Here is a 25,103-nt window from a genome sequence, read left to right as displayed (position 1 = left end):
ATACTGAAATCAAATCAATCTGTGTTTTACGTTTGATGAATTATAAGTTAAGATTGGGCTACATTGAAGGATGGGTTTTATCTATGCAAATTGAAAATGAAATAGAGTATGCTGCTAGGAAAATTATAATTTCGAATTATCAAACAGGTTTTACACAGGAAGATTTGGACAAAGCCGTGAATCGTACAAAGGAGGCTTTGAAAAACAATGACTTGGATTTTTCAAGGTTGGAATCATTAGTTCTTACGCAAGATGGACATACACGTCAAGTCTACCGATATCCAGACCTGTTGGAGCCAGAGAACATAATTTGCCAATGCCTGAAACAACTCCTAGATAAAGTATTTCGTGTTCACTATCCCAATCGTAATAAAATGGTTAAGACGCTGTTTAATACCCTTCCGGCGGTTGCCCAAATGTCTGCATTTACGATTGTAAAATTTGATTTCAAAAATTATTTCAACTCGCTTTCAGCAACATATATCTACGAGAAATTCCTGAAAAGCCACTTGTCTTTTCGAAGAGATGCAGATTTGATAAAAAAATTTGTAGAAGAGACGCAGTATGCATACGCAGGATTAAGCACGTCAAATGCGATGGCAGAAATAGTAGCTTCTGTATTCGACTGTGTGGTTCGCCAAGAGTTTTCTCAATTAGGACTAATCTATTATGAACGATATATCGATGATGGTATATTGATTTTAAATCGAAATTGGGAACGCTCGAAGATCCTTTCGATTTTTGAACGATTGCTGCAGCAGGTATTCTATGATAAGCAAATCAAATCTGAAAAATCATGTAAAACCTCCTTCAATATGAAGAAGTTTTGCTGTGTATCTGAAAAAAATCTGACGCAAAATCCTACAAAAATAAGCTATCTGGGGTATGAATTTCACTTTTTATTGCAAGAAAAGGCAACGGAAAAGCATACAGTTAAATTGATGTATGGGATTACACAGGAAAAGCAAGAAAAATATAGCCGCCGAGTAAGGCAACTGATCAAGTTGTACAGTGAGCCATCCAGTTCGGATTATCATGATGTAGAATTACTACGGTTGAGACTGGGAGCGTTTACATCTCGTGTAGTGTATGTATCAAAATATTCGAGTGGGAATGTTTGGAAAACGAAGGGGTTTGTTTCAAATTACTCGGAACTTCGTTATTTTGTAGAGGGGTGGACGCTTGAAAAGCAAACGGCAGATTTTTTGAAAAATATGGTTATATGGGAATTTCAACGTCAGAAAATTCCAATTCCGTATTTTTTGGCAATGTATGCTACAAGCGATGCCTCAAAAAGGAATGCGGCAAGCGGATATGATCTGTATAAAAATTTGAAAAGCAACCGGACGCTTCTATTTGTGGAAGGAATAGGTTATGACTATGATGCACTTGAAAAGCTTTGTGAAAGAGTTCATATTCGACCGACTGATTCAAACGGTATTCGGAAGTCTTATAATGGATTGGTAAAGGAATATCTTATCAAAATGAAAGTGGGCTTTTAAAAAACAAAACGGTAAGGTTTCCCTTACCGTCTCGGAGCATTTGCCGTAGCTATGCTCTAAACACGATATTGGCCGAAGCGTTTACCGTGCCGATGATGTGTGTGTTTACATGATAAACACTGCAAAACATATGCTTGCCTATTAAGCATATACTATTGGGGAGGAAAAGTCAATGGGGTGGATGGGGTTAGAGAGAAATAAGTTGGATTTTATCCTGACAGATTTGCTTCCGGTGGAAGTTTCGGAACTGTTTTCTTTTACAAGTTTTTATGAGTTTTTGACAGAAAAGCCTCAGCAGAAAGTGATAAATAACTTGTTGAAAGACTTCTACATGATGAAGGCCGCAGGAAAATCTTTATTTGAGGATGGTTGGGGAACAAAGCCGTTAAAGTATAGGATTCTCAAGGGGACTAATTCAACAAGGGAAATGAGCATTATTCAACCATGTTCAGCACTGAATTTGTTTTTCTTTATCGACTGCTATCAAAAAGAAATTTTAGACTATTTTGAACAACATCATGAATTTTCTATTCGATACCATCAAAAAAATACGGATTTAGTGTACCGCTCCCGTTTGAAAAAAGAAATTCACTATTTTCAAGACAGAGCCTGTTTTGCCGATCGATCGATAATTCAACAGAGTGGCACTTTTTTTAAAATTGGTCCATATAAATCAATTAACAGCTTTACAGGTTCGCATATTTGGCGTGTGAATAATTTTAAATTTCCAGTATATGCAAAAGTGGACTATAAAGCATGCTTTGATAGCATTTACACCCACGCTTTTTCATGGTGCATAGAAAAAAATACAGTTGATGCAAAAAATGCAAAAAACTCTAATTTGTTCGTGGAAATCGATCGAATTATGCAAAACATTAATGGACGCTTTTCGAATGGCATTGTGGTGGGACCTGAGTTTTCTCGAATGATGGCTGAAATTCTGTTGCAATGGATTGATTGTGAAGTTAAGAGGGCGTTAGAAATTCAAAATATTGTTTATGGAATTGATTACAAAATATACCGATACGTTGATGATATCTTCATTTTTGCCTCAAACGATGTAGTGATTGATTACATTGTTGAACAGTATCGTTTGATTGCGGAACGCTATTTGCTAAGATTAAATGATTTGAAATATATAAAAGACGCTACACCCTGTTTGCCTAAAGACTGGCTTGAAAGCACAAGGCTACTGGCGGATGCTATAGGTGATTTTTTCTATCAAGGGAAACTAGATGATTTCCGCAAGTTTCCAACGGAAGAACAGATTTTGGTAAAAGATACGTTTATCCCGGTTGACCGAATAAAAGATGAAATAACCGTTTTAATGAAAAAGTATTCAGAAGAAAGACATACTATCGTTTCGTTTCTGCTTTCGACAATACTAAACAATATTGGGAGGAAAAGGAATGGATATAATCTTTTTCACCAGGATCAATATGGGAAGGCAATGCTCCTGATCGATTTAACTTTATACATCTATGCATATTGCCCTTCGTTTGAATCAACACGGAAAGTTATATCAATTCTATCGTATATTAATGATGAAGTTGATTTTAAAGCCAATGAAATTGTCAGAGAAAAGTTGAGAAAATGTATTTGGCGATATGCATTCATTTTTGAAAAAGGAAACTTGTTTGATTTATGTGATTGGTTTCCGTTGCTTTCGGAGTACGGCTTGACACTATCTTCTAAGGTGGAGGAGAATATTGTTGAGAGAATTCGGGCATTGGACAACCCAATATTGTGGGGAATCATACTGCGGTACTCTAAATATTATAAGAATTTCTTTGAAAAAATTCTTGCGGAAGTTGAGTTAGTGGTTGATGATAAAATTGATAGAATTTCGAAAAGAGAGCCAATGATGTATGAGGAATTTTGGTACATTCTTATATTTCATAATTGCCCTTTCTTGTCAAATGAATTAAAGAAAAAAATTACTCAGTTTGTGAAAGATATAACGCCAAATGAATCAAAGGTAAATCTTCCGTCTGAAAAAATTAAAAAGCTTTTATGTGAGTTTCTCCAACGTTCAAATCAGGGGAACAAACCGGAAAAAAGCTTTTTTAACTGGGGGAAAATACGCTCTTTTGATAACCGGATTACTTATAGAACTTATCAAAGAACAATTTTTAAAAATTACAAAAAAAATCAAATAGGGTTTATAACTAGCTTGGACTGAAAAACACCAACTGATTTGGTGAAGCAAAACGGTTTTAGTTCGAGACAAAGGGAAATTCCACATTTTATAAATTTTTTTAACCCTCAAACCGTGTGGGTGTGATTACAAAATCTCATCCATGCGGTTTTATAATGGAGCAATTGTTCTATATCGAACAAATATATCCGTTTCTCATTCCATCCCTCAAAATCACTTCCGGGGAAATTTCAGCAAGAGAGGTAGCAGGGGAGAGCGGAGGCTAAGCAAAGGAACATCACAGACAAGAAGCTATCAAGGCAATCTGCACATCAAAACAACTTCAATCGCTTCAAAAGTATTCTTCAAAAATCAGAGATAACCCATCGTCCAAGCTAGTCCATCAATGCACCAATCAAACCGTAATTCAACCCGTCATCACCCACCCTGAGGAGCGCATCTGGGCAGGGCGAACGCCCCGGCGGAAGCCCCGGGTCCCGGACGCTCCGAAGAGTGAGCACGATATCACATGAAAATCCATACGCATAAAAAGTGCGGAAATGCAAAAAATCCAAAAACACAAAATTGCGAAAAAACTTGAAAATAACGCCAAAACATGGTATAATTTTAATACGAATAAGCCGGTTTTGGTACGACAACGGTATGCTGTGGTACTGTAACTGTTGTTTCGAAATTATGAACGATCACAAAAAAAATCGTGAAAATTTAGCGTAGCTACGATGACACCTATCAGGTTCAGGTCGTGTCTTGGTACGACAACGAGAACTCCTACACCTCTCAGATGGTTCGTACCATTAAGTACTTTGCTGAGAACTGCTAATGACGTTCTAACGTTAAAAAGCGCTTGAGACGCTGCGCCGAATGACGGCTGATAACAGCCTTTCTGGTACGAATATGCTGTGATCGGCGCGACAACAGGATATTAAGTTCAACACCCTTTCTTTTGCGGGATTCCGTGAGAGGAAGGGCGTTTTTTATCTGCTTGCAGGGAGAAAATCCAAAGAAAGGATGATTTGCTCTGAGAATTGTGCTATACTGAACTTACAGCGTCCCGGAGCCGATGTACCATGCAGACGATATTGCTTCTCTTTGCAGGGAGCATCAGGCAACAGGGAAAAGCATATACACTATAAAAAGTTCACTTTTGGGAACGAGGTAATCAAGAATGGGAAAGTATTTTGGGACCGATGGCTTCCGTGGGGAAGCGGGCATTGATCTGACCGCTGACCATGCCTACAAGGTTGGCCGTTTTCTGGGCTGGTATTATAACGCTCTGCGCGAGCGCAACGGCAACAATGAGCCCGCCCGTATCGTTATCGGCAAGGACACCCGCCGCAGCTCCTATATGTTCGAGTACAGTCTGGTCGCAGGCCTGACTGCTTCCGGCGCAGACGCCTACCTGCTACACGTCACCACTACCCCGTCTGTGGCCTACATTGCCCGCGTGGATGACTTCGACTGCGGCATTATGATCTCTGCCAGCCACAATCCGTTCTATGATAACGGCATCAAGCTCATCGACTGCTACGGTGAGAAGATGCCCGAGGAGACCCTGCTGTTGGTGGAGGACTACCTTGACGGCAAACTCCATGTGTTTGACAAGGACTGGCCGGAGCTGCCCTTTGCACACCGGGAGCACATCGGCTGCACCGTGGACTATGTGGCAGGCCGTAACCGCTACATGGGCTACCTGATCTCTCTGGGTATCTACTCCTTCAAGGGCATTAAGGTCGGTCTGGACTGCGCCAACGGCTCCAGCTGGAATATCGCTAAGTCCGTGTTTGACGCTCTGGGCGCTGACACCTACGTCATCAACAACAAGCCGAACGGCCTGAACATTAACAATAATGCCGGTTCTACCCATATCGAGGGCCTGCAGAAGTTCGTAGTGGAGAACGGTCTGGACGTTGGCTTTGCCTTTGATGGTGATGCTGACCGCTGCCTGTGCGTGGACGAGAAGGGCAACGTCATTACCGGCGACCACATCCTGTACATCTACGGCTGCTACATGAAGGAGCACGGCGAGCTGATGAACAACACCGTGGTCACCACGGTCATGTCCAACTTTGGCCTGTACAAGGCCTTTGACGAGCAGGGCATCGGCTATGCAAAGACCGCCGTGGGCGATAAGTACGTCTACGAATACATGGCTAAGAACAGCTGCCGGATCGGCGGCGAGCAGAGCGGCCACATCATCTTCTCCAAGTACGCCAGCACCGGTGACGGCATCCTGACCAGCCTGAAGATGATGGAAGTTATGCTGGCGAAGAAGATGCCCATGAGCAAGCTGGCCGAGCCGCTGAAGATCTACCCGCAGGTGTTGGAAAACGTCCGTGTGACGGATAAAAAGGCTGCGCAGAACGACCCGGCGGTGCAGGAGGCAGTCAAGGCTGTGGCAGAAGCATTGGGCGATACCGGCCGCATTCTGGTGCGCGAGTCCGGCACCGAGCCGCTTGTCCGCGTGATGGTGGAAGCTCCCGACCACGACACCTGCCAGAAGTACGTTTCTCAGGTGGTGGAGGTCATCAAGGGCAAGGGCTACGCCGTCTGAGACGGAGCACTGCAGCAGATGTTGCCCGTGCACCAAAATGCGGGCGGCAGATGCTCTGTGTGGCGTGATCCTGCATCTTTTTGTTGACAAATCCGCACTTTTTGCGTATGATAAAAGTAACACTGAAAATTGTGTCAAATTGGCTGTGAAGAGAAGAGTACGCACCGTCTGCGCCTGACAGAAAGCCCGAAGGATGGAACCGGGCAGGCCGCGCGGTGCCGAAGATGGTCTTGGAGCCGCGCAGGTGAACAATGAGCCTGCGACGGGGTGCGCCCGTTACCGCGCAAGGCCGGTTTTTTGTCGGCTAAAGGCTGCGTCCGCAAGGGCACAGCGAAGCAAGGTGGTACCACGAAGGTTCAGCGCTCTCGTCCTTGTCCGGTTATACCCGGCAGGGCGGGAGCGTTTTTTGCTTGCAGAACCAAAAGAAAGGAAGATAGAACCCCATGAGCGAACACAAGACATTTTATATCACCACCCCCATCTACTACCCCAGCGATAAGCTGCACATCGGCCACAGCTACACCACCGTGGCATGTGATGCGCTGGCCCGCTTCAAGCGGATGCAGGGCTACGACGTCATGTTCCTGACCGGCACCGATGAGCACGGCCAGAAGATCCAGGATAAGGCTGCCGATGCCGGCGTCACCCCCAAGGAGTATGTGGACAAGATCGTGGCCACCGTCAAGGATCTGTGGAAGCTGCTGGATGTCAGCTACGACCGCTTTATCCGCACCACCGATGACTACCACATGGAAAGCTGCCAGAAGATCTTCACCAAGTTGTACGAGCAGGGCGATATCTACAAGGGCGAGTACATCGGCCACTACTGCAAGCCCTGCGAGAGCTTCTGGACCGACAGCCAGCTGGTGGACGGCAAGTGCCCGGACTGCGGCCGCGAAGTCTATGATGCCCACGAGGAGGCCTATTTCTTCAAGACCAGCAAGTACGCCGACCGCCTGCTGAAGCTCTATGAGGAGAATCCCCAGTTCATCCAGCCCGAGAGCCGTAAGAATGAGATGATCGCCTTCATCAAGCAGGGCCTGCAGGACACCTGCGTATCCCGTACCTCGGTCAAGTGGGGCATCCCCGTGCCCTTCGACCCCAAGCACACCATGTACGTCTGGGTCGATGCTCTGAGCAACTATATCTCCGCACTGGGCTACGGCAACGAAACTTATCACGATTACGATAAATTCTGGCCGGCCGACCTGCACATGGTAGGCAAGGAGATTCTGCGCTTCCACACCATCCTGTGGCCTGCCATGCTGATGGCACTGGATCTGCCGCTGCCCAAGCGGGTGTTCGGCCACGGCTGGCTGCTGATGAACGGCGGCAAGATGTCCAAGTCTGTGGGCAACGTGGTAGACCCCGTTATCCTGTGCGACCGCTACGGCGTGGACGCCATCCGCTACTTCCTGCTGCGCGAGATCCCCTTTGGCAACGATGGTATGTTCACTAACGAAGCGCTGATCAACCGCATCAACAGTGATCTGGCGAACGACTTGGGCAACCTGCTCAGCCGTACCGTGGCCATGTGCGAAAAGTACTTCGGCGGCACTGTGCATAACGTGGCTGGTACCGAGGCCATCGACACCGAGCTGGAGACCATGGTCAACGAGCTGACCGCCAAGGTCACTGCCGATATGGATGACCTGACCATCCCGCAGGCACTGATGGAGATCTTTGCGGTCATCCAGCGCGCCAACAAGTATATCGACGAGACCGCACCCTGGGCACTGGCAAAGGACGAGGCCAACAAGCAGCGTCTGGAGAGCGTGCTGTACCACCTGTGCGAGGCACTGCGCGTGTGCGGCATCCTGCTGAATGCCTACCTGCCCACCACTGCCCCCAAGATGATGGAGCAGCTGGGTCTGGACGCTTCTGCACTGGATCTGACCAAGACCACCTACGGCGCACAGCAGACCTATACTGTGCATAAGGGCGAGGCACTGTTCCCCCGCATTGACGTGGCTAAGGAGATCGCCCACCTGAAGGAAGAGGACGAGAAGCGCAAGGCCGCTGCCGCTGCTGCCAACAAGGCCAAGGAGGAAGCCGAGAAGAAGGCTGCCGCCCCCGCAGAGGAGAGCACCGTGGACTTCACCCATGAGGAAGAGATCGACTTTGACACCTTCTGCAAGGTGGAGCTGCGTGTGGCCGAGGTGCGCGCCTGCGAGAACCTGAAGGAGAGCAAGAAGCTGCTGCACCTCACCGTCTTTGACGGCGAGCGGGAGCGCTGCATCCTGTCCGGCATTGCCAAGTGGTTCAAGCCGGAGGATCTCATTGGCAAAAAGCTGGGCATCGTGTGCAATCTGGCACCCCGTCCCATGCTCAAGGGCAAGTACGTCAGCGAGGGCATGATCTTTGCTGCCGACACCGCCGACGGCGGCTGCTCCATTGCTTTCTACGGTGACGATACCCCCGTGGGCAGCCGCATCCACTAAGTGAGGAACATCATGTCTGATAATACAGCCGTCCGTGCGGCAAAGCTGGATAAGATCTTCGGCACGCCGGTGTGCGCCGTGCTGCTGGCCATCTTCTGCAATGTCCTGTGGGGTTCGGCCTTTCCGTTCATCAAGCTGGGCTACCGCCTGTTCTCCATCGACTCCGGCAACACCGCCTCCATCTTCTGTTTTGCAGGGGTGCGGTTCATGCTGGGCAGCGTGCTGGTGCTGCTGGGCAGTATCCTACTGCAGGGAAAAGCACCCCGCCTGCCCCGGGGCAGGGTGGCAGCCGAGTGCTGCGCGCTGGGCTTGTGGCAGACCACGGCACAGTATGCGTTCTACTATATCGCCGTGGCCATGCTCACCGGCGCGTTTGGCGGCATCCTGAACAGCACCCAGAGCTTTCTGGGCGTCATCTTTGCCCACTTTATCTACGGCAATGCGGACCGCATGACCCCGGCAAAAACGCTGGGCTGCGCTGTGGGTTTTGCCGGAGTGCTTATCGGTACGATTGGCAACCACGGCGGCGGCAGCGGCTGGGGCGTGTTCTGCATGATGGCGGCGACCGTCATCTTCACTCTGTCCGGCCCGTGGAACAAGTCGGTCACCAAAAAGGCCGACAGCTTTGCTGTCTGCTTCCTGAACCTGTTTGTGGGTGGGCTGGCACTGTTTGTGCTGGGCACTGTCATGGGCGGCCGTCTCCATGCGCAAAGCGCACTGGCTGCGGTGGTCATGCTGTATCTGGCCTTCATCTGCGGCGCAGGCTATATCTTGTGGGCGCTGCTGATGAAAAACAACCCGGTCAGCCGCATCGCAATCTTTAGCTTTGTCAACCCGGTGGTCAATGTGCTGCTGAGCGCCGTGCTCAACGGCGAACCGCTGTTCCGCTGGCAGTATCTGGCGGCGCTGGTGTTCGTATGCGTGGGCATCTGGCTGGTGAATAAAGCCCCCGCCCAAAAGGAGAAGGTATGACCGGACCTATTTTTGACACCCACGCCCATTACAGTGCCCGCGCTTTTGACGCCGACCGCTTTGCTCTGCTGGACAGCCTGCCCGGCAAGGGTGTGGTAGGTGTGTGCGAGCAGGCCACCCACTCCGGGGATGCGCCCCGGGTGCTGGAGCTGGCGCACCGCTATCCGTGGGTGGTGGCGGCCATTGGCATCCACCCGGAAAGCCTGCTGCCCGCCGCCGATTGCGGCGAGGACGGCCCTGCGCCCACGGTGTCGGTGTACGGGGGCGATTGGGCCGCCGAGATGCGGGCGCTGATGCCTTACTACGACGACCCCAAGGTGGTGGCGGTAGGGGAGTGCGGGCTGGACTATCACTGGCCAGTGCCCAAGGACGCCCAGCTGGCGCTGTTTGAAGCCGAGATCCGGCTGGCGTTGGAGTTGGACAAGCCCATCATCGTGCACGACCGGCAGGCGCACGCAGACGTTTACGCCCTGCTTAAAAAATACCGCCCCAAGGGCATTGTGCACTGCTATTCCGGCAGCGCCGAGGATGCCGTGCAGCTGGCGGCGCAGGGGTTGTACATTGGCTTTGGCGGTGCCTGCACCTTCAACGGTGCCAAGCGCGCAGCCAAGGCCATCGACGCCCTGCCGCTGGACGCCATCGTGCTGGAGACCGACTGCCCCTACATGGCACCGGAGCCGGTGCGCGGCACCCGCTGCGACAGCTCCCTCATCCGCTATGTGGGTGCATACATCGCCCAGCGCAAGGCACTGGAGCCGGAAGAGGTGTTCCGCACCACCGCCGCAAACGCCCGCCGGGTGTTCGGGCTGTAACCGTTTTTTCGCAGGTCGCGGGGCAAAGCGCTCCGCTTCTGAATAAAAAGCTGATTTATTGAAAACGATAAGAATAAGGAGATCACTATTATGAAGGCACGTATTCCCAAACACCGCGAGTTCATCATCAACTTCCCTGACAGCATCGACCAGAACAAGGCCAACGAGGGCTGGGCAAAGCTGCAGCAGATCGTGGAGGACTACAAGAAGGCACACAACGGCGCTTCCGTTTACGCTCCCACCTTCATCGAGGACTGCGAGCCCGAGGTCAAGAAGCTGCAGGAAGAGTACGGCTTTGAGTACACCGTGGAGTTCGTTCAGTAAGTTCGGCATCGCCTGATAGTAAAAGGGTCATTGCACAAACCGTGCAATGACCCTTTTTGCGTAAAATGACCGCTGCCTTATACCTCGTAGTCCAGACAGACGCGGTTTTTGTAGTAGGGGCGCACCTTGCTGTTTGCCACTGACACATGCGCCGGGTGGGTGGAGTACCCCTTGAGCGCCTCGGCGCTCTCAAAGGTGGTATCCAGCATCAGGTCGGCGTTGGAGGAGGGGAGAGCATCAATGTTGACATGGATGTCCACAAGCCCCGGAATTTTGCCGGAAAGGCTTTCCAACCCCTCTTTGATGCCGGCCTTGACGGCGGCCTTTTCCTCGGTGGACAACTCGTCCTTCAGCTGCCAGAGAATAACGTGCTTGACCATAACAAAAAACCTCCTGCGTTTTTTCTCATTGTAACAGGGCGAGAAAAAATCCGCAAGAGGAAAGCTGCAAAGTATTATTTGGGCGCGAACAGCAGCACCACTAAAAGCACAGCACAGAGCACCGAAACTACGATGCCCTCCAGCCGGGTTAGCCGGATGTACTCCTCCGTAGGTTCGGGCACCTGCGTGTACCGCCTGCGGGAACGCAGGGCAATGGCATCCTCCGGCTGCAGCGCCATAAAGATACCGAACCCGATGCCGAAAAGCGCGACCAAGATCGATAAGATGACTTCCATGGAAACCCCTCACTTTTTGTTTTTGTCGTCCCTGCTCAGGGTATAGCACAGATGTGAGATCAGCAGAGCAACACTGAACACAAGCGCCGCCACCATCAAAATGGAGTGCAGCGGCTCGACTCTGGGCAGAAAAATGTTGACCAGCCAGAATGCACCGCAAAGGATCAACAGAATGCCGTAAAATTTGTGGAAGTGCTTCTTTTCGTCCTCACTGCTCCAACCGGTGCCGGTGCCATTGTACAAGTCCCGAATGCCGCGGTATAAAAACAATACGCCCAGTGCTGCGTTCAGCCAGTCTGAAGTGGAAAGGTTCAGGTTCATAGCTACCTCCCGGCGGCTCAATCCGCGCTGTGCTCCCAGATTTCATACAGGATCAGGTAGATCACATCAACGATGACTGTAATGGTGCGTACCCCGTTGCTCAGGGTGGGGAAGTTGCCCAGAAACTGCGAAGAAGCAAGAACCATTGCGTTGAAGATCTCCCACACGCCGTTTTTCTTCTGCCACATGGCGCGGTATTCCGGGTCGCGGTCATATTGATTAAAAAAGGTGTGGATCAGCGGGTCTTTGCCCTGCAGGTCGCGAATGCCCATCCACAGCGCTACAAGGCAGAACAAGAGTTCAATAATGTTGTACCAGCCAAACGCCAGCTGCATAAAATGCACCTCCCATCTTTTACCATATTATAACATAGGGGGGCGAAAACACAAGGACGCTATTCAACCTTCCTGCGTAAATTTTGCATAAATTGGCCATCAACTATTTGTTGAAACAACATAAAATAAAACCAGCCGGACGAGGCGGTTGCAAGCCCTCGTCCGGCTGGATACTTACTTCTTCGGAGTCATAAGCCTCTTCTCCTTGGTGACCTCATTTTCGGAATACGGGTTTCATAGGGTGACTCTCCTTAGAAACGTTTCTTCAGAATTTAGGTACTTTGCAAGGGGATGAAAATCAACTGTACATTGGACTGACCCTTTTCTCAACTGTTGGACTGCGGCAAACGGTTCATGAGGATGAATTTCATATTACCACATTCTTTCGAGTTAGATTTGCAAGGGAAACGTCTTACTTAGTACATTGGTAGAACTCCTTTTCAGCTATTCAAATAAGGTTCTCCGGATCATTGATACTTTCATAAGAATCATCTCCAGCGGATCTATCTGAACGCTCTGGGAAGAATTGAATCGACAGGTTGTCGTGTTATCGCATTTTTGATGCTCAAGACTGGCTCTGTTTTTGTGTTTTTATACGGGGGAAACATCCCGTTTGTGGTGAGCCTCTATTTTGCTTCTCAGCGAACCCCGACAGCCTGTCCCTGCTGTGCGGGTTCCATATCAACCATCGGTCTTCGCTCCTTTCTTCTTAAAGTCAGCGGGAGTAACTCTCTTTTGAGCTTCTGCTGTACTTCTCTGGTTTCTGGCTTAATTATACAGGAAGAAGCACGATTTGTCTATTGGCAGACCGCACAAAGAATAAATTTTGTTTTTGTGCAATGTTAAAACCTGCGGCGGTGCGGAAAAATTGCCCAGAAGTTCCGGGTCGTTCGTGAAGGATTTTCCACAAAAGGGGAGAAAGTGCCCGCAAGGTATTATGCGCCGGTTCTATTTGTGCTAAAATACCACCAATGAATGGTAGTCGCCGCCGCCCCGCGAGATGAAAGTTTCGCGGGGCGGCTTTTTTGCGGCGAAAATTTGCATAAAAAAGAAACGGAGAATCAATCAAAATGCCTAAAACTTTACCGGAACGCATCTTCTTTACCATTGTCATGGCCGCTATCATGGTCTATGGCATGATCGTCTACAATGTGGCGTTGAACACAAACGGCGTGACCAATGCTACTTTTGTTATGGCTCTGCACGAAATGCCGATCATGGTGCCGGTGGCCTTTGTGCTGGAATTTTTTGTGGTGGAAAAGCTGGCCACGAAGCTGGCATTCCTGTTTATGCGCCCCACAGACCGCCCGCAGTTCATCACCTACGCCATCTCGCTGATGATCGTGTGCATCATGTGCCCGGTGATGAGCCTGGTCGCAACGCTGCTGTTCAAAGAGCCGAGCTTTGGGATGTGGGTACATACTTGGGGCTGCAATATGCCCATGGCGCTGTGCTGGCAGATGCTGTACTGCGGCCCGCTTGCCCGTGCCATCTTCCGGCTGGTGTTCCGCCGCGGGGAAAAGTAGGCCATGTAAGGCGGTTTGGCTGCGATTCTATAATAAATATGTATAAGGAATATACATAAGATGCTGTCCAAACATACCGGGGAAGATACCTATACGTTTTTTATATACCTGATATATAAAAGCTATACGGTACGGCTATTTTTGCGGAAATATTTCCCAAAACCGGAAGAATACGCCTGCAAAGCACTGGAAAAATCCAAGAACATTGTACAGATTATATGCTTTTTTAACTTGCAATTGTGCACCCTGTACAACAGTTTTGTTTTGTCGGTGCAATGCTACCGGGTAAAATGTAGAATGTACACAAATACCCTTGCCAATTTTGTGCAATCGTACTATTATACACAACGAAAAAAGACGAAACCGACAGAGAAAGGGGAGGGCGCAGAAAGCATTCAGCAGCGCCTTCCTTGCTTTTTTCACGGTGCACAGTCTTTTCTTCGCGCGATAAGAAGGTGTGAAGGGGCGCGGAGCAAAAGTGTGCGGCAGATCCTCGGCCGGGGATCTGCCGCACACCCGGCTCCCGCCCGCAGACCCCTATCCCTGCAGGAAGGAGGAAAAGCAAATGAACAAATTGACGCAGGCTCTGATGGAAGAACTCACCGTGGAGTATGTCAAGGTCGGCTCGCTGCAGATCCCGGAATCGGTGGTCATCAGCTGGGTGATCATGCTGCTGCTGGTGGTGGGCTCCATCCTGCTTACCCGCAACCTGAAGGTGGATCACATCAGCAAGCGTCAGGCAGCACTGGAAGCGCTGTACTCCCTTGGCAAAAACTTCTTTGAAGGGTTGCTGGGCAAGGAGGGCAGCCGCTATGTGCCCTACCTGATGACCGTGGCGCTGTACATTGCCTGCTCCAACGTGATCGGCGTGTTCGGCGTAAAGCCCCCCACAAAGGATCTGGATGTGACCGCTGCGCTGGCACTGATGAGCATCGTGCTTATCGAGTATGCAGGCGTTCGCGCCCGGGGCGGCGCGGGCTTTCTCAAGAGCCTTGCAGCCCCTACCCCCATCATGACCCCTATGAACATCCTCGAGATCGCCATTCGCCCCACCAGTCTGTGTATGCGACTGTTCGGCAACGTGCTGGGCGCGTTCGTTATCATGGAACTGCTCAAGCTGGTGGTGCCGGTGTTCGTCCCGGCGGTGTTCAGCCTGTATTTTGACCTGTTCGATGGTCTGATCCAGACCTATGTTTTCGTGTTCCTGACCGCACTGTTTATGAAAGAGAGCATCGGCGGCGAGGAATAAACAACACATTTAAAACTGTAATTACAAAGGAGATAGAACTATGAGTGGTTTGGTAGCTCTGGGCGCTGGCATTGCAGCGCTGACCGGCATTGGCGGCGGTATTGGCATTGGTATTGCAACGGGTAAGGCAACGGAGGCCATCTCCCGCCAGCCGGAGGCTTCCGGCAAGATCCAGACGAACCTGCTGCTGGGCGCTGCGCTGGCAGAAGGTACCGCAATTTTCGGCTTCGTCGTTGCACTGCTGATCATCCTGTTCCTGGGCCAGTAACGGAGGCGTGGACGAATGCTGAAGTTGGATTTGAACCTGCTGTGGACCGTGGTGGATGTCCTGATCCTGTATGTGCTGCTGCGCAAGTTTTTGTTCAAGCCCATCCAGAACGTGCTGGATCAGCGCCAGAAGACGATCGAGGCAGACATTGCAGCGGCACAGACCTCCAAGACCGAGGCCGCCGCAGCACTTACGACCGCGCAGGACAAGCTGCGTAATGTGGACAACGAAGCCGCAGCCCGCCGCGAAGCCTACGAGAAGCAGGCCGAGGTGGAAAAGCAGCAGCTGCTGGCCGACGCGCAGAAGCAGGCCGATGAGATCGTGGCTGCCGGTAAGGCTGCTGTGGAGATCGAGCGCCAGAACAAGCTGCGGGAAGCAGATGCACAGGCTACGGCACTGGCACGCTCCATGTGCGAAAAGCTTTTGAAACATAATTTGACCGCCCAGGATGATGATCAGCTGCTGGACGATCTGCTGCAGAAAGCAGGTGCAGGCAATGGCAACTGAATTCAGTCGTGAATTTTTTGCGGATAACCGCATCGTCAAGGCCAGCCTGCGCTGTGCCCATAAACTCCGCGAAAAAGATCTGGACCGCATCAAGTCGGAGATCAAAAAGCTGTATGACGCCACGGAAGTCATCCTGAATATCACCGTGGACGAGAGTCTGCTTTCCGGCTATGTCCTGCAGGTGGGCGACCGCGTGTTCGACAATTCCGGCCGTCATCAGCTGGATAAAATGATGGAGGGCAAGCCCTCGCTGGCTACCCTCAAGACCCGCATCGAGGACTACAAGCCCGCCGAGACCTCCGCAGAGGGCGGTGTGGTCATCTCCTCTGCCGATGGCATCGTGCACATTGACGGCATGAACCGTGCTGTGTACGGCGAGATCGTCACCTTTGAAAACGGTGCCAAGGGCATGGTGGAAAGCGTGGAGCCCGAGCAGCTGGGCGTTATGCTGTTCGATGGTGCCGAGACCGTTGGTGTGGGCACTATGGTCACCCGCAGCGGCAAGCGCGCCGGTATCCCGGTGGGCGATGCTTTTCTGGGCCGTGTTATCAGCCCGCTGGGCGAGCCCATCGACGGCAAAGGCCCCATTGAGGCCGAAGGCTACAACCCCATTGAGAAGCAGGCACCCAGTATTCTGGAGCGCCAGAGCGTGGACACCCCGCTGCACACCGGTATTCTGGCCATCGACTCCATGTTCCCCATCGGCCGCGGTCAGCGTGAGCTGATCATCGGCGACCGCCAGACCGGCAAGACTTCCATTGCCACCGACGCCATCCTGAACCAGAAGGACAAGGATGTGCTGTGCATCTATGTTGCCATCGGTCAGAAGGCTTCCTCCATCGCCCGCGTGGCCGAGGATCTGAAAAAGCACGGCGCTATGAGCTATACCACCATCGTGGCAGCTACCGCGTCGGATTCTGCCCCGTTGCAGTACATTGCTCCCTATGCGGGCACTGCACTGGCCGAGTACTTCATGGCCAAGGGCAAGAGCGTGCTCATCGTTTACGATGACCTGTCCAAGCACGCGGTGGCCTACCGTGCCATCTCGCTGCTGCTGCGCCGCTCCCCGGGCCGTGAAGCCTACCCCGGCGATGTGTTCTACCTGCACTCCCGTCTGCTGGAGCGCTCCTGCCGTATGCGGGATGATCTGGGCGGCGGCTCTATCACCGCACTGCCCATCGTAGAGACGCAGGCCGGCGATGTTTCGGCCTACATCCCCACCAACGTCATCTCCATCACCGACGGTCAGATCTTCCTGGAGAGCGCCCTGTTCAACGCCGGCAACCGTCCGGCTGTCAACGTGGGTCTGTCGGTTTCCCGTGTGGGCGGCGCTGCCCAGACCAAAGCCATGAAAAAGGCCAACGCAAACCTGCGTATCGAGCTGGCGCAGTATAAGGAGATGGAATCCTTTGCACAGTTCAGCTCCGATCTGGACGCCGAGACCCGCCGCCAGCTGGAGCACGGCAAGGCACTGATGGAAATGCTCAAGCAGCCGCTGTGCCAGCCCAAGTCCGATGCCGAGCAGGTGGTCATTCTGGTGCTGGCTTCCCACGGCCTGCTGGACACTCTGCCCACCGCAGAACAGCGGGAAAAGACCGCTGCCTTTGTGCGGCAGTTCCGCGCAGACGTCTCCGGCACCATGCAGAAGATCGATGCTGACGGCAAGCTGGAGCCCGACCGGGTGGATGCCATCCTGAACGCTTGGAAAGCTTATGCGGGAGGCAATGACCATGTCGTCCAGTAAGCTGCTGAAGGAGCGCATCGAGAGCATTCAGGATACCATGAAGATCACCAATGCCATGTACCTGATCTCTTCGTCCAAGCTGCGCAAGGCACGGCAGAACTACCAGAATGTGTCCCCTTACTTCAACCGTATGCGGGACACCATCTCCCGTGTTGTGCCGCATCTGCCGGAGGAGCCGGAGCATCCCTTCTTCCACGAGCGGAATCTGGAAAACCCCCGGCGGGCGTATTTGGTGCTTACTGCCGATAAGGGCATGGCAGGTGCTTATAACCAGAACCTGCTCAAGTTTTTGCGGGAGCACGCAGACCCCAATGACCGCTTTTATGTCATCGGTCAGGTGGGCTACCGCGCCCTGCGCCACCGGGATCCCCGCCTTGTGGAGGAGTTCCGTTACAGCGCAACCGCACCCACTTTGCAGCGTGCCCGCGACATCACGGTAGACGCCATTGACGACTTCAAGTCCGGCAAGCTGGACGAGATCTACATCGTCTACACCAAGATCCAGAACGCCCTTACCAGCGAGCCTGTCATGGAGCGTCTGCTGCCGCTGGACCGGCGGTTTTTGCAGCCTGCTCCCAAGGGTCTGGGTGACCCCAAGGGCGAGGTGGAACTGGTGCCGGACGCATGGACGGTGTTCGAGCAGATCGCACCCATCTATATGCACGGCATGATCTTTGGTGCCATGACCGAGAGCTTCTGCGCCGAGCAGAGCGCCCGCATGACCGCCATGGATTCTGCTACCAAGAGCGCCAATGACATGATCCGGGACTTGCAGCTGGAATACAACCGCACCCGTCAGGGCTCCATCACGCAGGAGATCACCGAGATCATCGGCGGCGCAGCTGCCGTGCAGGACCGGACATAATAAAGGAAAACCCTCTCCGTCACGCCTGACGGCGTGCCACCTCCCCCGAAGGGGGGGTTCAGGGCAGTTGACGGCGATGCAGATAAAAGCGCCCCCTTCGGGGGAGCTGGCATCGCGCAGCGATGACTGAGAGGGTTCGTTGGACAAACATATTTGACAAGAGGCAATCCAAATGATACAGGGAACTATTATTCGCGTAGCAGGCCCCGTGGTGGATGTGCAGTTCACCGCCGGCAGGCTGCCTGCCCTGCAGGAGGCGCTTACCGTGACCGCAGAGGGCACCGAGCGCACCGTGGAGGTGACGCAGCACGTCAACGAGACCACGGTGCGCTGCATCATGCTTTCTGCCAGCGAGGGTCTGGGCAAGGGTATGCCGGTGGAAGCTACCGGCCACGGCCTGACCGCCCCTGTGGGCGAGGGCACACTGGGCCGTATGTTCGACCCGCTGGGCCGCCCCATTGACGGCAAGGGCACTGTGGACGAGCTGCCGCACTGGCCCATCCACCGCAAGGCACCCGGCTTTGCAGAGCAGAAGCCCGCAACTGAGATCCTGGAGACCGGCATCAAGGTCATCGACCTGCTGGCTCCTTACGCAAAGGGCGGCAAGATCGGCCTGTTCGGCGGCGCCGGCGTGGGCAAGACCGTGCTGATCCAGGAGCTGATTCATAACGTGGCCACCGAGCACGGCGGCTACTCCATCTTTACCGGCGTGGGCGAGCGCTCCCGCGAGGGCTGTGACCTGTGGGGCGAGATGAACGCCTCCGGCGTGCTGGACAAGACCGCACTGGTCTTTGGCCAGATGAACGAGCCCCCGGGAGCCCGTATGCGCGTGGCCGAGACCGGCCTGACCATGGCAGAGTACTTCCGTGAGGAGACCCACAAGGACGTGCTGCTGTTCATTGATAACATCTTCCGTTTCGTGCAGGCCGGCAGTGAGGTCTCTGCCCTGATGGGCCGTATGCCCTCTGCCGTGGGCTACCAGCCCACGCTGGCCAACGAGCTGGGCGCTCTGCAGGAGCGCATCACCTCCACCAAGGACGGTTCCATCACCTCGGTGCAGGCCGTCTATGTGCCTGCCGATGACCTGACCGACCCCGCTCCTGCCACCACCTTTGCCCATCTGGACGCCACCACCGTGCTGTCCCGTAAGATCGTGGAGCAGGGCATCTATCCGGCTGTGGACCCGCTGGCTTCCACTTCCCGTATTCTGGAAGCGGACATCGTGGGCGAGGAGCACTACCGCGTAGCCCGCAAGGTGCAGTCCATTTTGCAGCGCTATCAGGAGCTGCAGGACATCATTGCCATTCTGGGCATGGACGAGCTGGACGAGAACGACAAGCTGACCGTCATGCGCGCCCGCAAGCTGCAGAAATTCCTGTCCCAGCCCTTTGCCGTGGCCGAAAACTTTACCGGCCTCAAGGGCAAGTATGTGCCCCTGAAGGACACCGTGCGCAGTTTTGCCGCCATCGTGGACGGCAAGGCCGACGATCTGCCGGAGTGGGCATTCTTCAACGTAGGTACGCTGGAAGAAGCACGCGAAAAAGCAGAAAAGAAGCTGGCTGAGGAAAAGGGCGGTGCCGTCTGATGAACAAGTTCATGCTGAGCATCACAGCGTCCAGCGGCGAGTTCTATCAGGGTGACTGCGAGGATCTGACCCTGCCCATCAGCGATGGCATCTACGGCGTACAGGCCGGGCATAACCCGGTGCTGGTGGCGCTGCACATGGGCATCCTCCACTTTGTGGTGGACGGCAAGGCCCGGGATGTACTGGTGGGCGATGGCATTGCCGAGGTGACCCCCGCCTATGTGATGGTGCTGGTGGACAGCGCCGAGAACCCGGAGGACATCGACAAGAACCGTGCCGAGGCCGCCCGCATCCGCGCCGAGGAACGCTTGCAGCATAAGCAGAGCATGCACGAATATTACCAGAGCAAGATCGCGCTGGATCGTGCCATGCAGCGTTTGCAGACCGCCGCAAAGTATAAGCGCTGAGGCAGCATCCCTATTTCCATATAACAAAACCTCCCCGTGCAGGAAAACTGCATAGGGAGGTTTTTTCTGTCTGTCAACGATGCGAAAATTGTGCCACAGGGTCATTTTTTGGGAATCGTCATGTGCGCTGCTGTGCCTTACGCCCGCACATCCTCCCGGCGTAAAAGCAGCCATGCCAGAAGGAACATCGTCCCCAGCCAGAAGATGCAGCTGAAGGCAAACAGCCCGTAGCTGCCAGCCAGAGCATCCGCACTTTTGTTGGAGTTCATACCGAGCTGCATCAGGGAATAGGGCCACAACAGCCCATGCCCCTTGGAACTGATAAAGATGCCGGTAATGCCGCCCAGCAGCCCCAGAAAAATGGGCACGGCAAAGCTGCGGATGATCATGGCCAGCACCAGCTGTGCGGCAATGACAGCCAACGCACCCAGCAGTCCCCGCAGTAAAAACAGAGGTAAGGTGACCGGCGGCAGCCCGGGCAGATGGGCAAATACCTTGCCACAGAACACGAACAGCGCGAACACAAAGCCGTGGGTCAGCAGCGCCAGCTTTGTCACCACCGCAAACTTTGCTACAAACAGGTCCAGCGGCGGTACGGGGCTTGCCATGATCAGGTTCCAGTTGTGCCCCAGATGTTCCAGCCGCCACAAGTAGGCAGCATAGGTGGCTACCATGGCAGGAAAGAAGAGCATGGAATAAAACAGGGTGTGCTGGGTCCACAGGCTATACCAGCCGTCGGTGAGAATCTCAAGATTTTGCAGATAATTGAAAGTGCCATAGGTGGCCGAAAGAATGGGCAGCACAAAGAACATTGCCCAGATGGGGGATGCGTGGAGTTTGCGGTTCTCCGCAAGAATACAGCGTTTCAGCATGGTTTTATACCTCCTCGTCCTGTACCTTGCGCCACGCAAGGGCAAACAGCACAGCGCCCAGCGCAAGGGTGAAGGCCAACAGCCCCCAGTTGAAGGGGCGGGTGCCGTAGGTGACGGTGTGGGTGGCCTTGTCCCAGTTCGCCACTTCGTAGGCGCTCAGAGGGATGTAGTACCCAAAGGGCACAAAATAACTGGCAAGCGGCGGCATAAAAGCAGAGAACAGCCCCACCAGCGCCCCTACAATGCCCACGCAGAGCGCCGGCAGGGGATTGCCCACCCACAGCATCAGCAGAAATTCCCCAAAGAAGAGCATTGTGTCCACAGCCAGCGTGCAGACGAACAGATAGCATAGCTGCCCAGTGGGAAAGGCTTCGGTATAACCATGGACACGCCCCAGCACCGGAACACAGGTCAGCTCCAGCACCGTGACCAACAGCACCTCCAGCACTCCAAAGACCGCCTTGCCTGCAAACAGGCTGCGGCGGCTCTGCAGGGTGTAGAGCAGTTTGGCGGTGTTGCCTTTGATCTCCATATCCCACAACCGGGAGGCCAGCACTGCCATCATCACCGGCATCAGAATAGCTTCAATGACGGGCAGGCTGTAAAGCAGGGCGCTGTAACCGTTGGCAAGCTCCTCCGGGTCTGCCGGGGCAAGGCCGCCCACCCACAGCACGACAATGCCGGGGATGAGCAGGCAGAGAGCAAGGTCGTGCCGACGGTGAGCTTTTTGCAGTTCTGCACGGAAAGCTGCCATCTTACGCCACCTCCCCGCTGGTCTGGGTCAGGCTGAGGAAGATATCCTCAAGGCTCTTTGTCTGTGCAGTCAGTCCAACTACGCCCACGCCGCTTTCGGCAAGGGTACAGACCAGTGCCGCCAGCGCTTCGTCCGGCAGCGGGGGAAGCTGCAGGGTGTCCGGCTGGTCTGCCGGTGCAGCGGCTTTTACTCCCTGCTGCTGCAGGACGGCTGCGGCTTTGGGGGCGTCCAGCACCCGCAGCAGAATGTCGCCCCGGCTGTGCTTTTGCAACTGCTGCAAGGAGCCCTCGAACAGCAGTTTGCCGTGGCTCAGGATGCCCACCTGATCCACCATCTGCTCGATCTCTCCCAGCAGGTGGCTGGAGATCAGCACGGTGGCTCCGGTGGTCTGGGGCATGGAAGCAATCAGACTGCGCATCTCCTGAATGCCCGCCGGGTCCAGACCGTTGGTGGGTTCATCTAAAATCAGCAGTTTGGGACTGCCCAGCAGTGCCATGGCAATGCCCAGCCGCTGCTTCATACCAAGGGAATACTGCCCCACCTTCCGGTCAGCGTCTTTGGTCAGGTGCACGATTTCCAGCACCCGGCTGATGTCCTTCCGGTCCACGTCTTTCAAGTCAGCCACGATGGATAGGTTTTCCCGGGCGGTCAGGTGCAGGTAACCGGAGGGAGATTCGATCAGACTGCCGGTCTGCCGCAGCAGGGCAATGCGGTTTGCTTCGTTCAGGGTGTGCCCCAGCAGTTCCACACTGCCGCCGGTGGGGTGTACAAGCCCCAGCAGCATCTTCATGGTGGTGGATTTGCCCGCACCGTTGGGGCCTAAAAAGCCGTAAACACAGCCCTCCGGGACAGTCAGGTTCAAATGATCCACCACCGGACGGCCATGGTAGCTTTTGCAAAGGGCATGGGTCTCAATCACAGGTTTCATAAAGGGTCTCCTTTCGCATTCATGGTTTTCGGAACGATGCCAGAATACACCCGCTGCCTTAAACTGACCGGAAGCGCAGCTTAATTTACCCTTAAATTTGCAGGCGTTTTCCGCCGCAGCGCAAAAAGTGTGGTATAGTAAAGGCGGGAAAGGAGAACTGCCCTTATGGATACCATTTATGATGCAAAGCTTCTCATTGTGGATGACAACGCCGAACTGCTGGCACTGCTATGTGAGCAGCTGCGGGGCGCAGGCTACTGCCGCCTGAAAACCGCCCAAAGCTGCGCCGCTGCCCGCGGCTGCTTTGCGGCAGAGCAGCCGGAGCTGATGATCCTGGATATCAACCTGCCGGATGGGGATGGATTTTCGCTGTTCCGTGCGCTGCGGGCAAAAGCGGATGTTCCGGCACTGTTCCTCTCTGCACGGGATGCGGATGCCGACCGTCTGTTCGGGCTGGGTCTTGGCGCAGATGACTACCTGACCAAGCCTTTTCTGATGCAGGAACTGCTGCTGCGGGTGCAGCATATTTTGCAGCGGGCGTACCGGGCAGAGCTGTCCCGTACAAAACCGGCACCTTTGCAGCTGGGGGAGCGGTGCGTAGACTTGAATGATGCCATTGTTACCCTGCCAGAGGGCAAAACACTGGCGCTGACTGCTACCGAGCTGGCGCTGCTGCGGAAATTGGCAGAGAACCGGGGACACATCGTTACCTACGATGCCCTTTGTGCGGCGGTCTGGGGCGCAGATTACTATGGCTACGAGAACAGTCTGGGGGTACATATCCGGCATCTGCGGGAGAAGCTGGAAGCCGAACCCGGCACGCCGCAGTTTCTGCGGACGGTGCGGGGCATTGGCTATAAGCTGACAAAGGGGGAAGAAGCATGAAAACCTTTGAGCGACTGATCCGGCGGTATGTGCTGGCGGCGGTGGGCATTGTTCTGCTGCTGTTGTTTTCCGGTGTTGCGGTGCTGGGCTGGCTGGGTTGGCAGGAGGGCTGCCGCCTGCCGCAGCGGGAGTATTCCTCCAGCGAGATCGCGGATTCTATGGTGGAGACCGCCGAAGGGCTTGCCTTTGGGGCAGAACGCACCCCGCAGGAGTGGATGAACGGCTACGAGTGGGCGATGGTGCTGGACGATGTGGGAAACATCCGCTGGAGCTACGGCCTGCCGCAGGAGCTGAACCATGCCTACACTCCCGGCGATATCGCCAGATTTGCCCGCTGGTATCTGGCGGATTACCCGGTGTTCTGCTGGACAGAACCCTACGGACTGTTCGTTATCGGGCTGCCAAAGGGGAGCCTGTGGAAGTACAGCATTTACAGCTCACCGGACTTTGTCCTGAGCATGGTGCGGGTGCTCCCGGCGGCAGCGCTGGGAATGCTGCTGCTGGGTCTGGTTCTCTGCTTCTGGTTGAGTTGGCGGGGGGCAAAGCGGCTGGAGACCGTGGCAAACGGTCTGGATACTCTGGCGCAGGGGCAGACCGTCCGGCTGCCTACCGACGGTTTTGCCGGGGAACTGGCAGAAAAGCTGAACCGGACCGGGGCGCAGCTGCAAGCCAAAAATGAGATGCTTTCCCGGCGGGACAACGCCCGCACCCAGTGGATCGCAGGGGTCAGCCATGACGTGCGCACCCCGCTGGCGCTGATCTTAGGCTGGGCGGAGCAGCTGGAACAGGATGCACTTTTGCCGGACAGCTCCCGGCAGAAAGCGGCCGGCATCCGTACCCAGTGCGAAAAGCTGCGCACCCTCATTGATGACCTGAACCTGACCAGTAAGCTGGAATATGGTGCCCAGCCCCTGCGCCGGAAAGACCTCCGGGCAGGGCCGCTGTTCCGGCAGCTGGTGGCGCAGTTCTGCGAAAGCCCACTGGCAGAGCGCTGCGAGATCACGCTGGAACAGGAAGAACCAGCAGAGCAGACAGTGCTTTCGGTGGATGAGGCGCTGCTGGCACGGTTGCTGGAAAACCTGCTGAACAACAGCGTCCGGCATAACCCAAAGCCGGTGAACATTACCGTGCACACCCGGCAGGTAGGAGAGCGCTTCTGCCTGACCGTGGCAGATGACGGTATTGGCTATCCGGCTGCCGTTCTGGCGGCACTGAACGCTGCGGAGCCTGCCGAAAATGCGCCCCATATCCTTGGCTTATATGTAGTGCAGCAGATCGCCGCCGCCCATGGCGGCATGGCAGTGTTTGGGCAGAACACCCCCTGCGGAGCAAAAACAGCGGTTTGGCTGCCCGGCCGGGTGTGAACGGGGCCAAAAAAGAAAATAGCGCAAAAAACAGGCCGCTGCTTGCAGTTGTTGCAA

At 53.9% G+C, this 25,103-nt stretch carries 25 protein-coding genes; 17 read left to right on the top strand and 8 right to left on the bottom strand.

What is annotated here, in order from left to right; all coding sequences use genetic code 11:
• The first annotated feature begins 35 nt into the window (after nucleotides 1-35).
• From MTP36_RS10570 to MTP36_RS10540, 7 genes are all read left to right on the top strand, one after another.
• Entirely contained in the window at nucleotides 36-1,502 is a 1,467-nt protein-coding gene (locus tag MTP36_RS10570) for a reverse transcriptase domain-containing protein (RefSeq protein WP_249254427.1), read from the top strand.
• Nucleotides 1,503-1,674: 172 nt separating this feature from the next.
• Nucleotides 1,675-3,684, top strand: a complete 2,010-nt coding sequence (locus MTP36_RS10565) for an RNA-directed DNA polymerase (RefSeq protein WP_249250007.1) — start codon at nucleotides 1,675-1,677, stop codon at nucleotides 3,682-3,684.
• 1,141 nt (nucleotides 3,685-4,825) lie between these two features.
• Nucleotides 4,826-6,211 carry a phosphoglucosamine mutase gene (glmM, locus tag MTP36_RS10560; protein ID WP_249250005.1) on the top strand — a complete coding sequence of 462 codons (1,386 nt, stop codon included), beginning with the start codon at nucleotides 4,826-4,828 and terminating at the stop codon, nucleotides 6,209-6,211.
• A 443-nt stretch (nucleotides 6,212-6,654) separates the two neighbouring features.
• Nucleotides 6,655-8,652 (top strand): methionine--tRNA ligase, encoded by a 1,998-nt coding sequence (gene metG / locus MTP36_RS10555; RefSeq protein WP_015538213.1) that lies wholly within the window; start codon nucleotides 6,655-6,657, stop codon nucleotides 8,650-8,652.
• Between the two features lie 12 nt (nucleotides 8,653-8,664).
• On the top strand, nucleotides 8,665-9,624 hold the full coding sequence (locus MTP36_RS10550) for a DMT family transporter (protein ID WP_249249970.1): 960 nt from the start codon (nucleotides 8,665-8,667) through the stop codon (nucleotides 9,622-9,624).
• Nucleotides 9,621-10,436 carry a TatD family hydrolase gene (locus tag MTP36_RS10545; protein WP_249249968.1) on the top strand — a complete coding sequence of 272 codons (816 nt, stop codon included), beginning with the start codon at nucleotides 9,621-9,623 and terminating at the stop codon, nucleotides 10,434-10,436. Before MTP36_RS10550 ends, MTP36_RS10545 begins: the two co-directional genes overlap by 4 nt.
• Before the next feature lie 90 nt (nucleotides 10,437-10,526).
• Complete coding sequence (locus MTP36_RS10540) at nucleotides 10,527-10,760, top strand: hypothetical protein (protein ID WP_005922262.1); 234 nt, start codon at nucleotides 10,527-10,529, stop codon at nucleotides 10,758-10,760.
• A gap of 77 nt (nucleotides 10,761-10,837) precedes the next feature.
• Here MTP36_RS10540 and MTP36_RS10535 read toward each other — a convergent pair whose 3' ends face one another.
• The 5 genes from MTP36_RS10535 to MTP36_RS10515 all read right to left on the bottom strand — a co-directional run bounded on the left by MTP36_RS10535 (nucleotide 10,838) and on the right by MTP36_RS10515 (nucleotide 13,161).
• Nucleotides 10,838-11,140, bottom strand: a complete 303-nt coding sequence (locus tag MTP36_RS10535; RefSeq protein ID WP_249249958.1) for a Dabb family protein — start codon at nucleotides 11,138-11,140, stop codon at nucleotides 10,838-10,840.
• A 74-nt stretch (nucleotides 11,141-11,214) separates the two neighbouring features.
• Nucleotides 11,215-11,436, bottom strand: a complete 222-nt coding sequence (locus MTP36_RS10530) for a hypothetical protein (RefSeq protein ID WP_249249956.1) — start codon at nucleotides 11,434-11,436, stop codon at nucleotides 11,215-11,217.
• 9 nt (nucleotides 11,437-11,445) lie between these two features.
• A complete protein-coding gene (locus MTP36_RS10525; protein ID WP_249249947.1) occupies nucleotides 11,446-11,757 on the bottom strand; it encodes a hypothetical protein in 312 nt (103 codons plus the stop codon).
• Between the two features lie 17 nt (nucleotides 11,758-11,774).
• Nucleotides 11,775-12,092 (bottom strand): hypothetical protein, encoded by a 318-nt coding sequence (locus MTP36_RS10520; RefSeq protein WP_112090509.1) that lies wholly within the window; start codon nucleotides 12,090-12,092, stop codon nucleotides 11,775-11,777.
• A gap of 772 nt (nucleotides 12,093-12,864) precedes the next feature.
• Entirely contained in the window at nucleotides 12,865-13,161 is a 297-nt protein-coding gene (locus MTP36_RS10515) for a hypothetical protein (protein WP_249249945.1), read from the bottom strand.
• Nucleotide 13,162: 1 nt separating this feature from the next.
• Between MTP36_RS10515 and MTP36_RS10510 the strand changes: the two genes are divergently transcribed.
• The 8 genes from MTP36_RS10510 to atpC all read left to right on the top strand — a co-directional run bounded on the left by MTP36_RS10510 (nucleotide 13,163) and on the right by atpC (nucleotide 20,243).
• The gene (locus MTP36_RS10510; protein WP_249249943.1) at nucleotides 13,163-13,618 is read left to right on the top strand and encodes a DUF2798 domain-containing protein; all 456 of its coding nucleotides are present in this window, start codon (nucleotides 13,163-13,165) and stop codon (nucleotides 13,616-13,618) included.
• Nucleotides 13,619-14,183: 565 nt separating this feature from the next.
• Entirely contained in the window at nucleotides 14,184-14,867 is a 684-nt protein-coding gene (locus MTP36_RS10505) for a F0F1 ATP synthase subunit A (protein WP_015538221.1), read from the top strand.
• A gap of 40 nt (nucleotides 14,868-14,907) precedes the next feature.
• On the top strand, nucleotides 14,908-15,135 hold the full coding sequence (gene atpE, locus MTP36_RS10500) for an ATP synthase F0 subunit C (protein WP_005922245.1): 228 nt from the start codon (nucleotides 14,908-14,910) through the stop codon (nucleotides 15,133-15,135).
• 15 nt (nucleotides 15,136-15,150) lie between these two features.
• A complete protein-coding gene (locus MTP36_RS10495) occupies nucleotides 15,151-15,642 on the top strand; it encodes an ATP synthase F0 subunit B (RefSeq protein WP_005922244.1) in 492 nt (163 codons plus the stop codon).
• Nucleotides 15,632-17,386, top strand: coding sequence for a F0F1 ATP synthase subunit alpha (gene atpA / locus MTP36_RS10490; protein WP_005922243.1), 1,755 nt, complete (start codon nucleotides 15,632-15,634; stop codon nucleotides 17,384-17,386). The genes MTP36_RS10495 and atpA overlap by 11 nt, the downstream gene beginning before the upstream one ends.
• Nucleotides 17,373-18,251 (top strand): ATP synthase F1 subunit gamma, encoded by an 879-nt coding sequence (gene atpG, locus MTP36_RS10485; RefSeq protein ID WP_015538222.1) that lies wholly within the window; start codon nucleotides 17,373-17,375, stop codon nucleotides 18,249-18,251. The genes atpA and atpG overlap by 14 nt, the downstream gene beginning before the upstream one ends.
• A 172-nt stretch (nucleotides 18,252-18,423) precedes the next feature.
• Entirely contained in the window at nucleotides 18,424-19,836 is a 1,413-nt protein-coding gene (gene atpD / locus MTP36_RS10480; RefSeq protein ID WP_249249941.1) for a F0F1 ATP synthase subunit beta, read from the top strand.
• Nucleotides 19,836-20,243, top strand: coding sequence for an ATP synthase F1 subunit epsilon (gene atpC, locus MTP36_RS10475; RefSeq protein ID WP_005922235.1), 408 nt, complete (start codon nucleotides 19,836-19,838; stop codon nucleotides 20,241-20,243). Before atpD ends, atpC begins: the two co-directional genes overlap by 1 nt.
• Before the next feature lie 137 nt (nucleotides 20,244-20,380).
• Here atpC and MTP36_RS10470 read toward each other — a convergent pair whose 3' ends face one another.
• The 3 genes from MTP36_RS10470 to MTP36_RS10460 are packed head-to-tail and all read right to left on the bottom strand — an operon-like array spanning nucleotide 20,381 to nucleotide 22,797.
• Nucleotides 20,381-21,115 carry an ABC transporter permease gene (locus MTP36_RS10470; protein WP_249249931.1) on the bottom strand — a complete coding sequence of 245 codons (735 nt, stop codon included), beginning with the start codon at nucleotides 21,113-21,115 and terminating at the stop codon, nucleotides 20,381-20,383.
• Between the two features lie 4 nt (nucleotides 21,116-21,119).
• Nucleotides 21,120-21,869 carry an ABC transporter permease gene (locus tag MTP36_RS10465; protein ID WP_249249929.1) on the bottom strand — a complete coding sequence of 250 codons (750 nt, stop codon included), beginning with the start codon at nucleotides 21,867-21,869 and terminating at the stop codon, nucleotides 21,120-21,122.
• A 1-nt stretch (nucleotide 21,870) separates the two neighbouring features.
• Entirely contained in the window at nucleotides 21,871-22,797 is a 927-nt protein-coding gene (locus MTP36_RS10460) for an ABC transporter ATP-binding protein (RefSeq protein ID WP_249249927.1), read from the bottom strand.
• 165 nt (nucleotides 22,798-22,962) lie between these two features.
• Between MTP36_RS10460 and MTP36_RS10455 the strand changes: the two genes are divergently transcribed.
• The gene (locus tag MTP36_RS10455; RefSeq protein WP_249249925.1) at nucleotides 22,963-23,682 is read left to right on the top strand and encodes a response regulator transcription factor; all 720 of its coding nucleotides are present in this window, start codon (nucleotides 22,963-22,965) and stop codon (nucleotides 23,680-23,682) included.
• Entirely contained in the window at nucleotides 23,679-25,046 is a 1,368-nt protein-coding gene (locus MTP36_RS10450) for a sensor histidine kinase (protein WP_249249923.1), read from the top strand. The genes MTP36_RS10455 and MTP36_RS10450 overlap by 4 nt, the downstream gene beginning before the upstream one ends.
• Nucleotides 25,047-25,103: the final 57 nt, after the last annotated feature.

It is taken from the genome of Faecalibacterium sp. I4-1-79 (assembly GCF_023347235.1).
Lineage (GTDB): Bacteria > Bacillota > Clostridia > Oscillospirales > Ruminococcaceae > Faecalibacterium > Faecalibacterium tardum.
This window is presented reverse-complemented; position numbering and strand designations above follow the sequence as displayed.

Excerpts from the sequence above, each read along its gene's own strand:
- MTP36_RS10470 (WP_249249931.1), bottom strand. The coding sequence starts at position 21,115 with ATGCTGAAACGCTGTATTCTTGCGGAGAACCGCAAACTCCACGCATCC.
- MTP36_RS10545 (WP_249249968.1), top strand. The coding sequence starts at position 9,621 with ATGACCGGACCTATTTTTGACACCCACGCCCATTACAGTGCCCGCGCT.
- MTP36_RS10520 (WP_112090509.1), bottom strand. The coding sequence starts at position 12,092 with ATGCAGCTGGCGTTTGGCTGGTACAACATTATTGAACTCTTGTTCTGC.
- MTP36_RS10495 (WP_005922244.1), top strand. The coding sequence starts at position 15,151 with ATGCTGAAGTTGGATTTGAACCTGCTGTGGACCGTGGTGGATGTCCTG.
- MTP36_RS10525 (WP_249249947.1), bottom strand. The coding sequence starts at position 11,757 with ATGAACCTGAACCTTTCCACTTCAGACTGGCTGAACGCAGCACTGGGC.
- MTP36_RS10530 (WP_249249956.1), bottom strand. The coding sequence starts at position 11,436 with ATGGAAGTCATCTTATCGATCTTGGTCGCGCTTTTCGGCATCGGGTTC.
- atpA (WP_005922243.1), top strand. The coding sequence starts at position 15,632 with ATGGCAACTGAATTCAGTCGTGAATTTTTTGCGGATAACCGCATCGTC.
- MTP36_RS10505 (WP_015538221.1), top strand. The coding sequence starts at position 14,184 with ATGAACAAATTGACGCAGGCTCTGATGGAAGAACTCACCGTGGAGTAT.
- MTP36_RS10455 (WP_249249925.1), top strand. The coding sequence starts at position 22,963 with ATGGATACCATTTATGATGCAAAGCTTCTCATTGTGGATGACAACGCC.
- MTP36_RS10565 (WP_249250007.1), top strand. The coding sequence starts at position 1,675 with ATGGGGTGGATGGGGTTAGAGAGAAATAAGTTGGATTTTATCCTGACA.
- atpC (WP_005922235.1), top strand. The coding sequence starts at position 19,836 with ATGAACAAGTTCATGCTGAGCATCACAGCGTCCAGCGGCGAGTTCTAT.
- metG (WP_015538213.1), top strand. The coding sequence starts at position 6,655 with ATGAGCGAACACAAGACATTTTATATCACCACCCCCATCTACTACCCC.
- atpG (WP_015538222.1), top strand. The coding sequence starts at position 17,373 with ATGTCGTCCAGTAAGCTGCTGAAGGAGCGCATCGAGAGCATTCAGGAT.
- atpD (WP_249249941.1), top strand. The coding sequence starts at position 18,424 with ATGATACAGGGAACTATTATTCGCGTAGCAGGCCCCGTGGTGGATGTG.
- MTP36_RS10550 (WP_249249970.1), top strand. The coding sequence starts at position 8,665 with ATGTCTGATAATACAGCCGTCCGTGCGGCAAAGCTGGATAAGATCTTC.
- MTP36_RS10570 (WP_249254427.1), top strand. The coding sequence starts at position 36 with ATGAATTATAAGTTAAGATTGGGCTACATTGAAGGATGGGTTTTATCT.
- MTP36_RS10535 (WP_249249958.1), bottom strand. The coding sequence starts at position 11,140 with ATGGTCAAGCACGTTATTCTCTGGCAGCTGAAGGACGAGTTGTCCACC.
- glmM (WP_249250005.1), top strand. The coding sequence starts at position 4,826 with ATGGGAAAGTATTTTGGGACCGATGGCTTCCGTGGGGAAGCGGGCATT.
- MTP36_RS10465 (WP_249249929.1), bottom strand. The coding sequence starts at position 21,869 with ATGGCAGCTTTCCGTGCAGAACTGCAAAAAGCTCACCGTCGGCACGAC.
- MTP36_RS10540 (WP_005922262.1), top strand. The coding sequence starts at position 10,527 with ATGAAGGCACGTATTCCCAAACACCGCGAGTTCATCATCAACTTCCCT.
- MTP36_RS10450 (WP_249249923.1), top strand. The coding sequence starts at position 23,679 with ATGAAAACCTTTGAGCGACTGATCCGGCGGTATGTGCTGGCGGCGGTG.
- MTP36_RS10510 (WP_249249943.1), top strand. The coding sequence starts at position 13,163 with ATGCCTAAAACTTTACCGGAACGCATCTTCTTTACCATTGTCATGGCC.
- MTP36_RS10460 (WP_249249927.1), bottom strand. The coding sequence starts at position 22,797 with ATGAAACCTGTGATTGAGACCCATGCCCTTTGCAAAAGCTACCATGGC.
- atpE (WP_005922245.1), top strand. The coding sequence starts at position 14,908 with ATGAGTGGTTTGGTAGCTCTGGGCGCTGGCATTGCAGCGCTGACCGGC.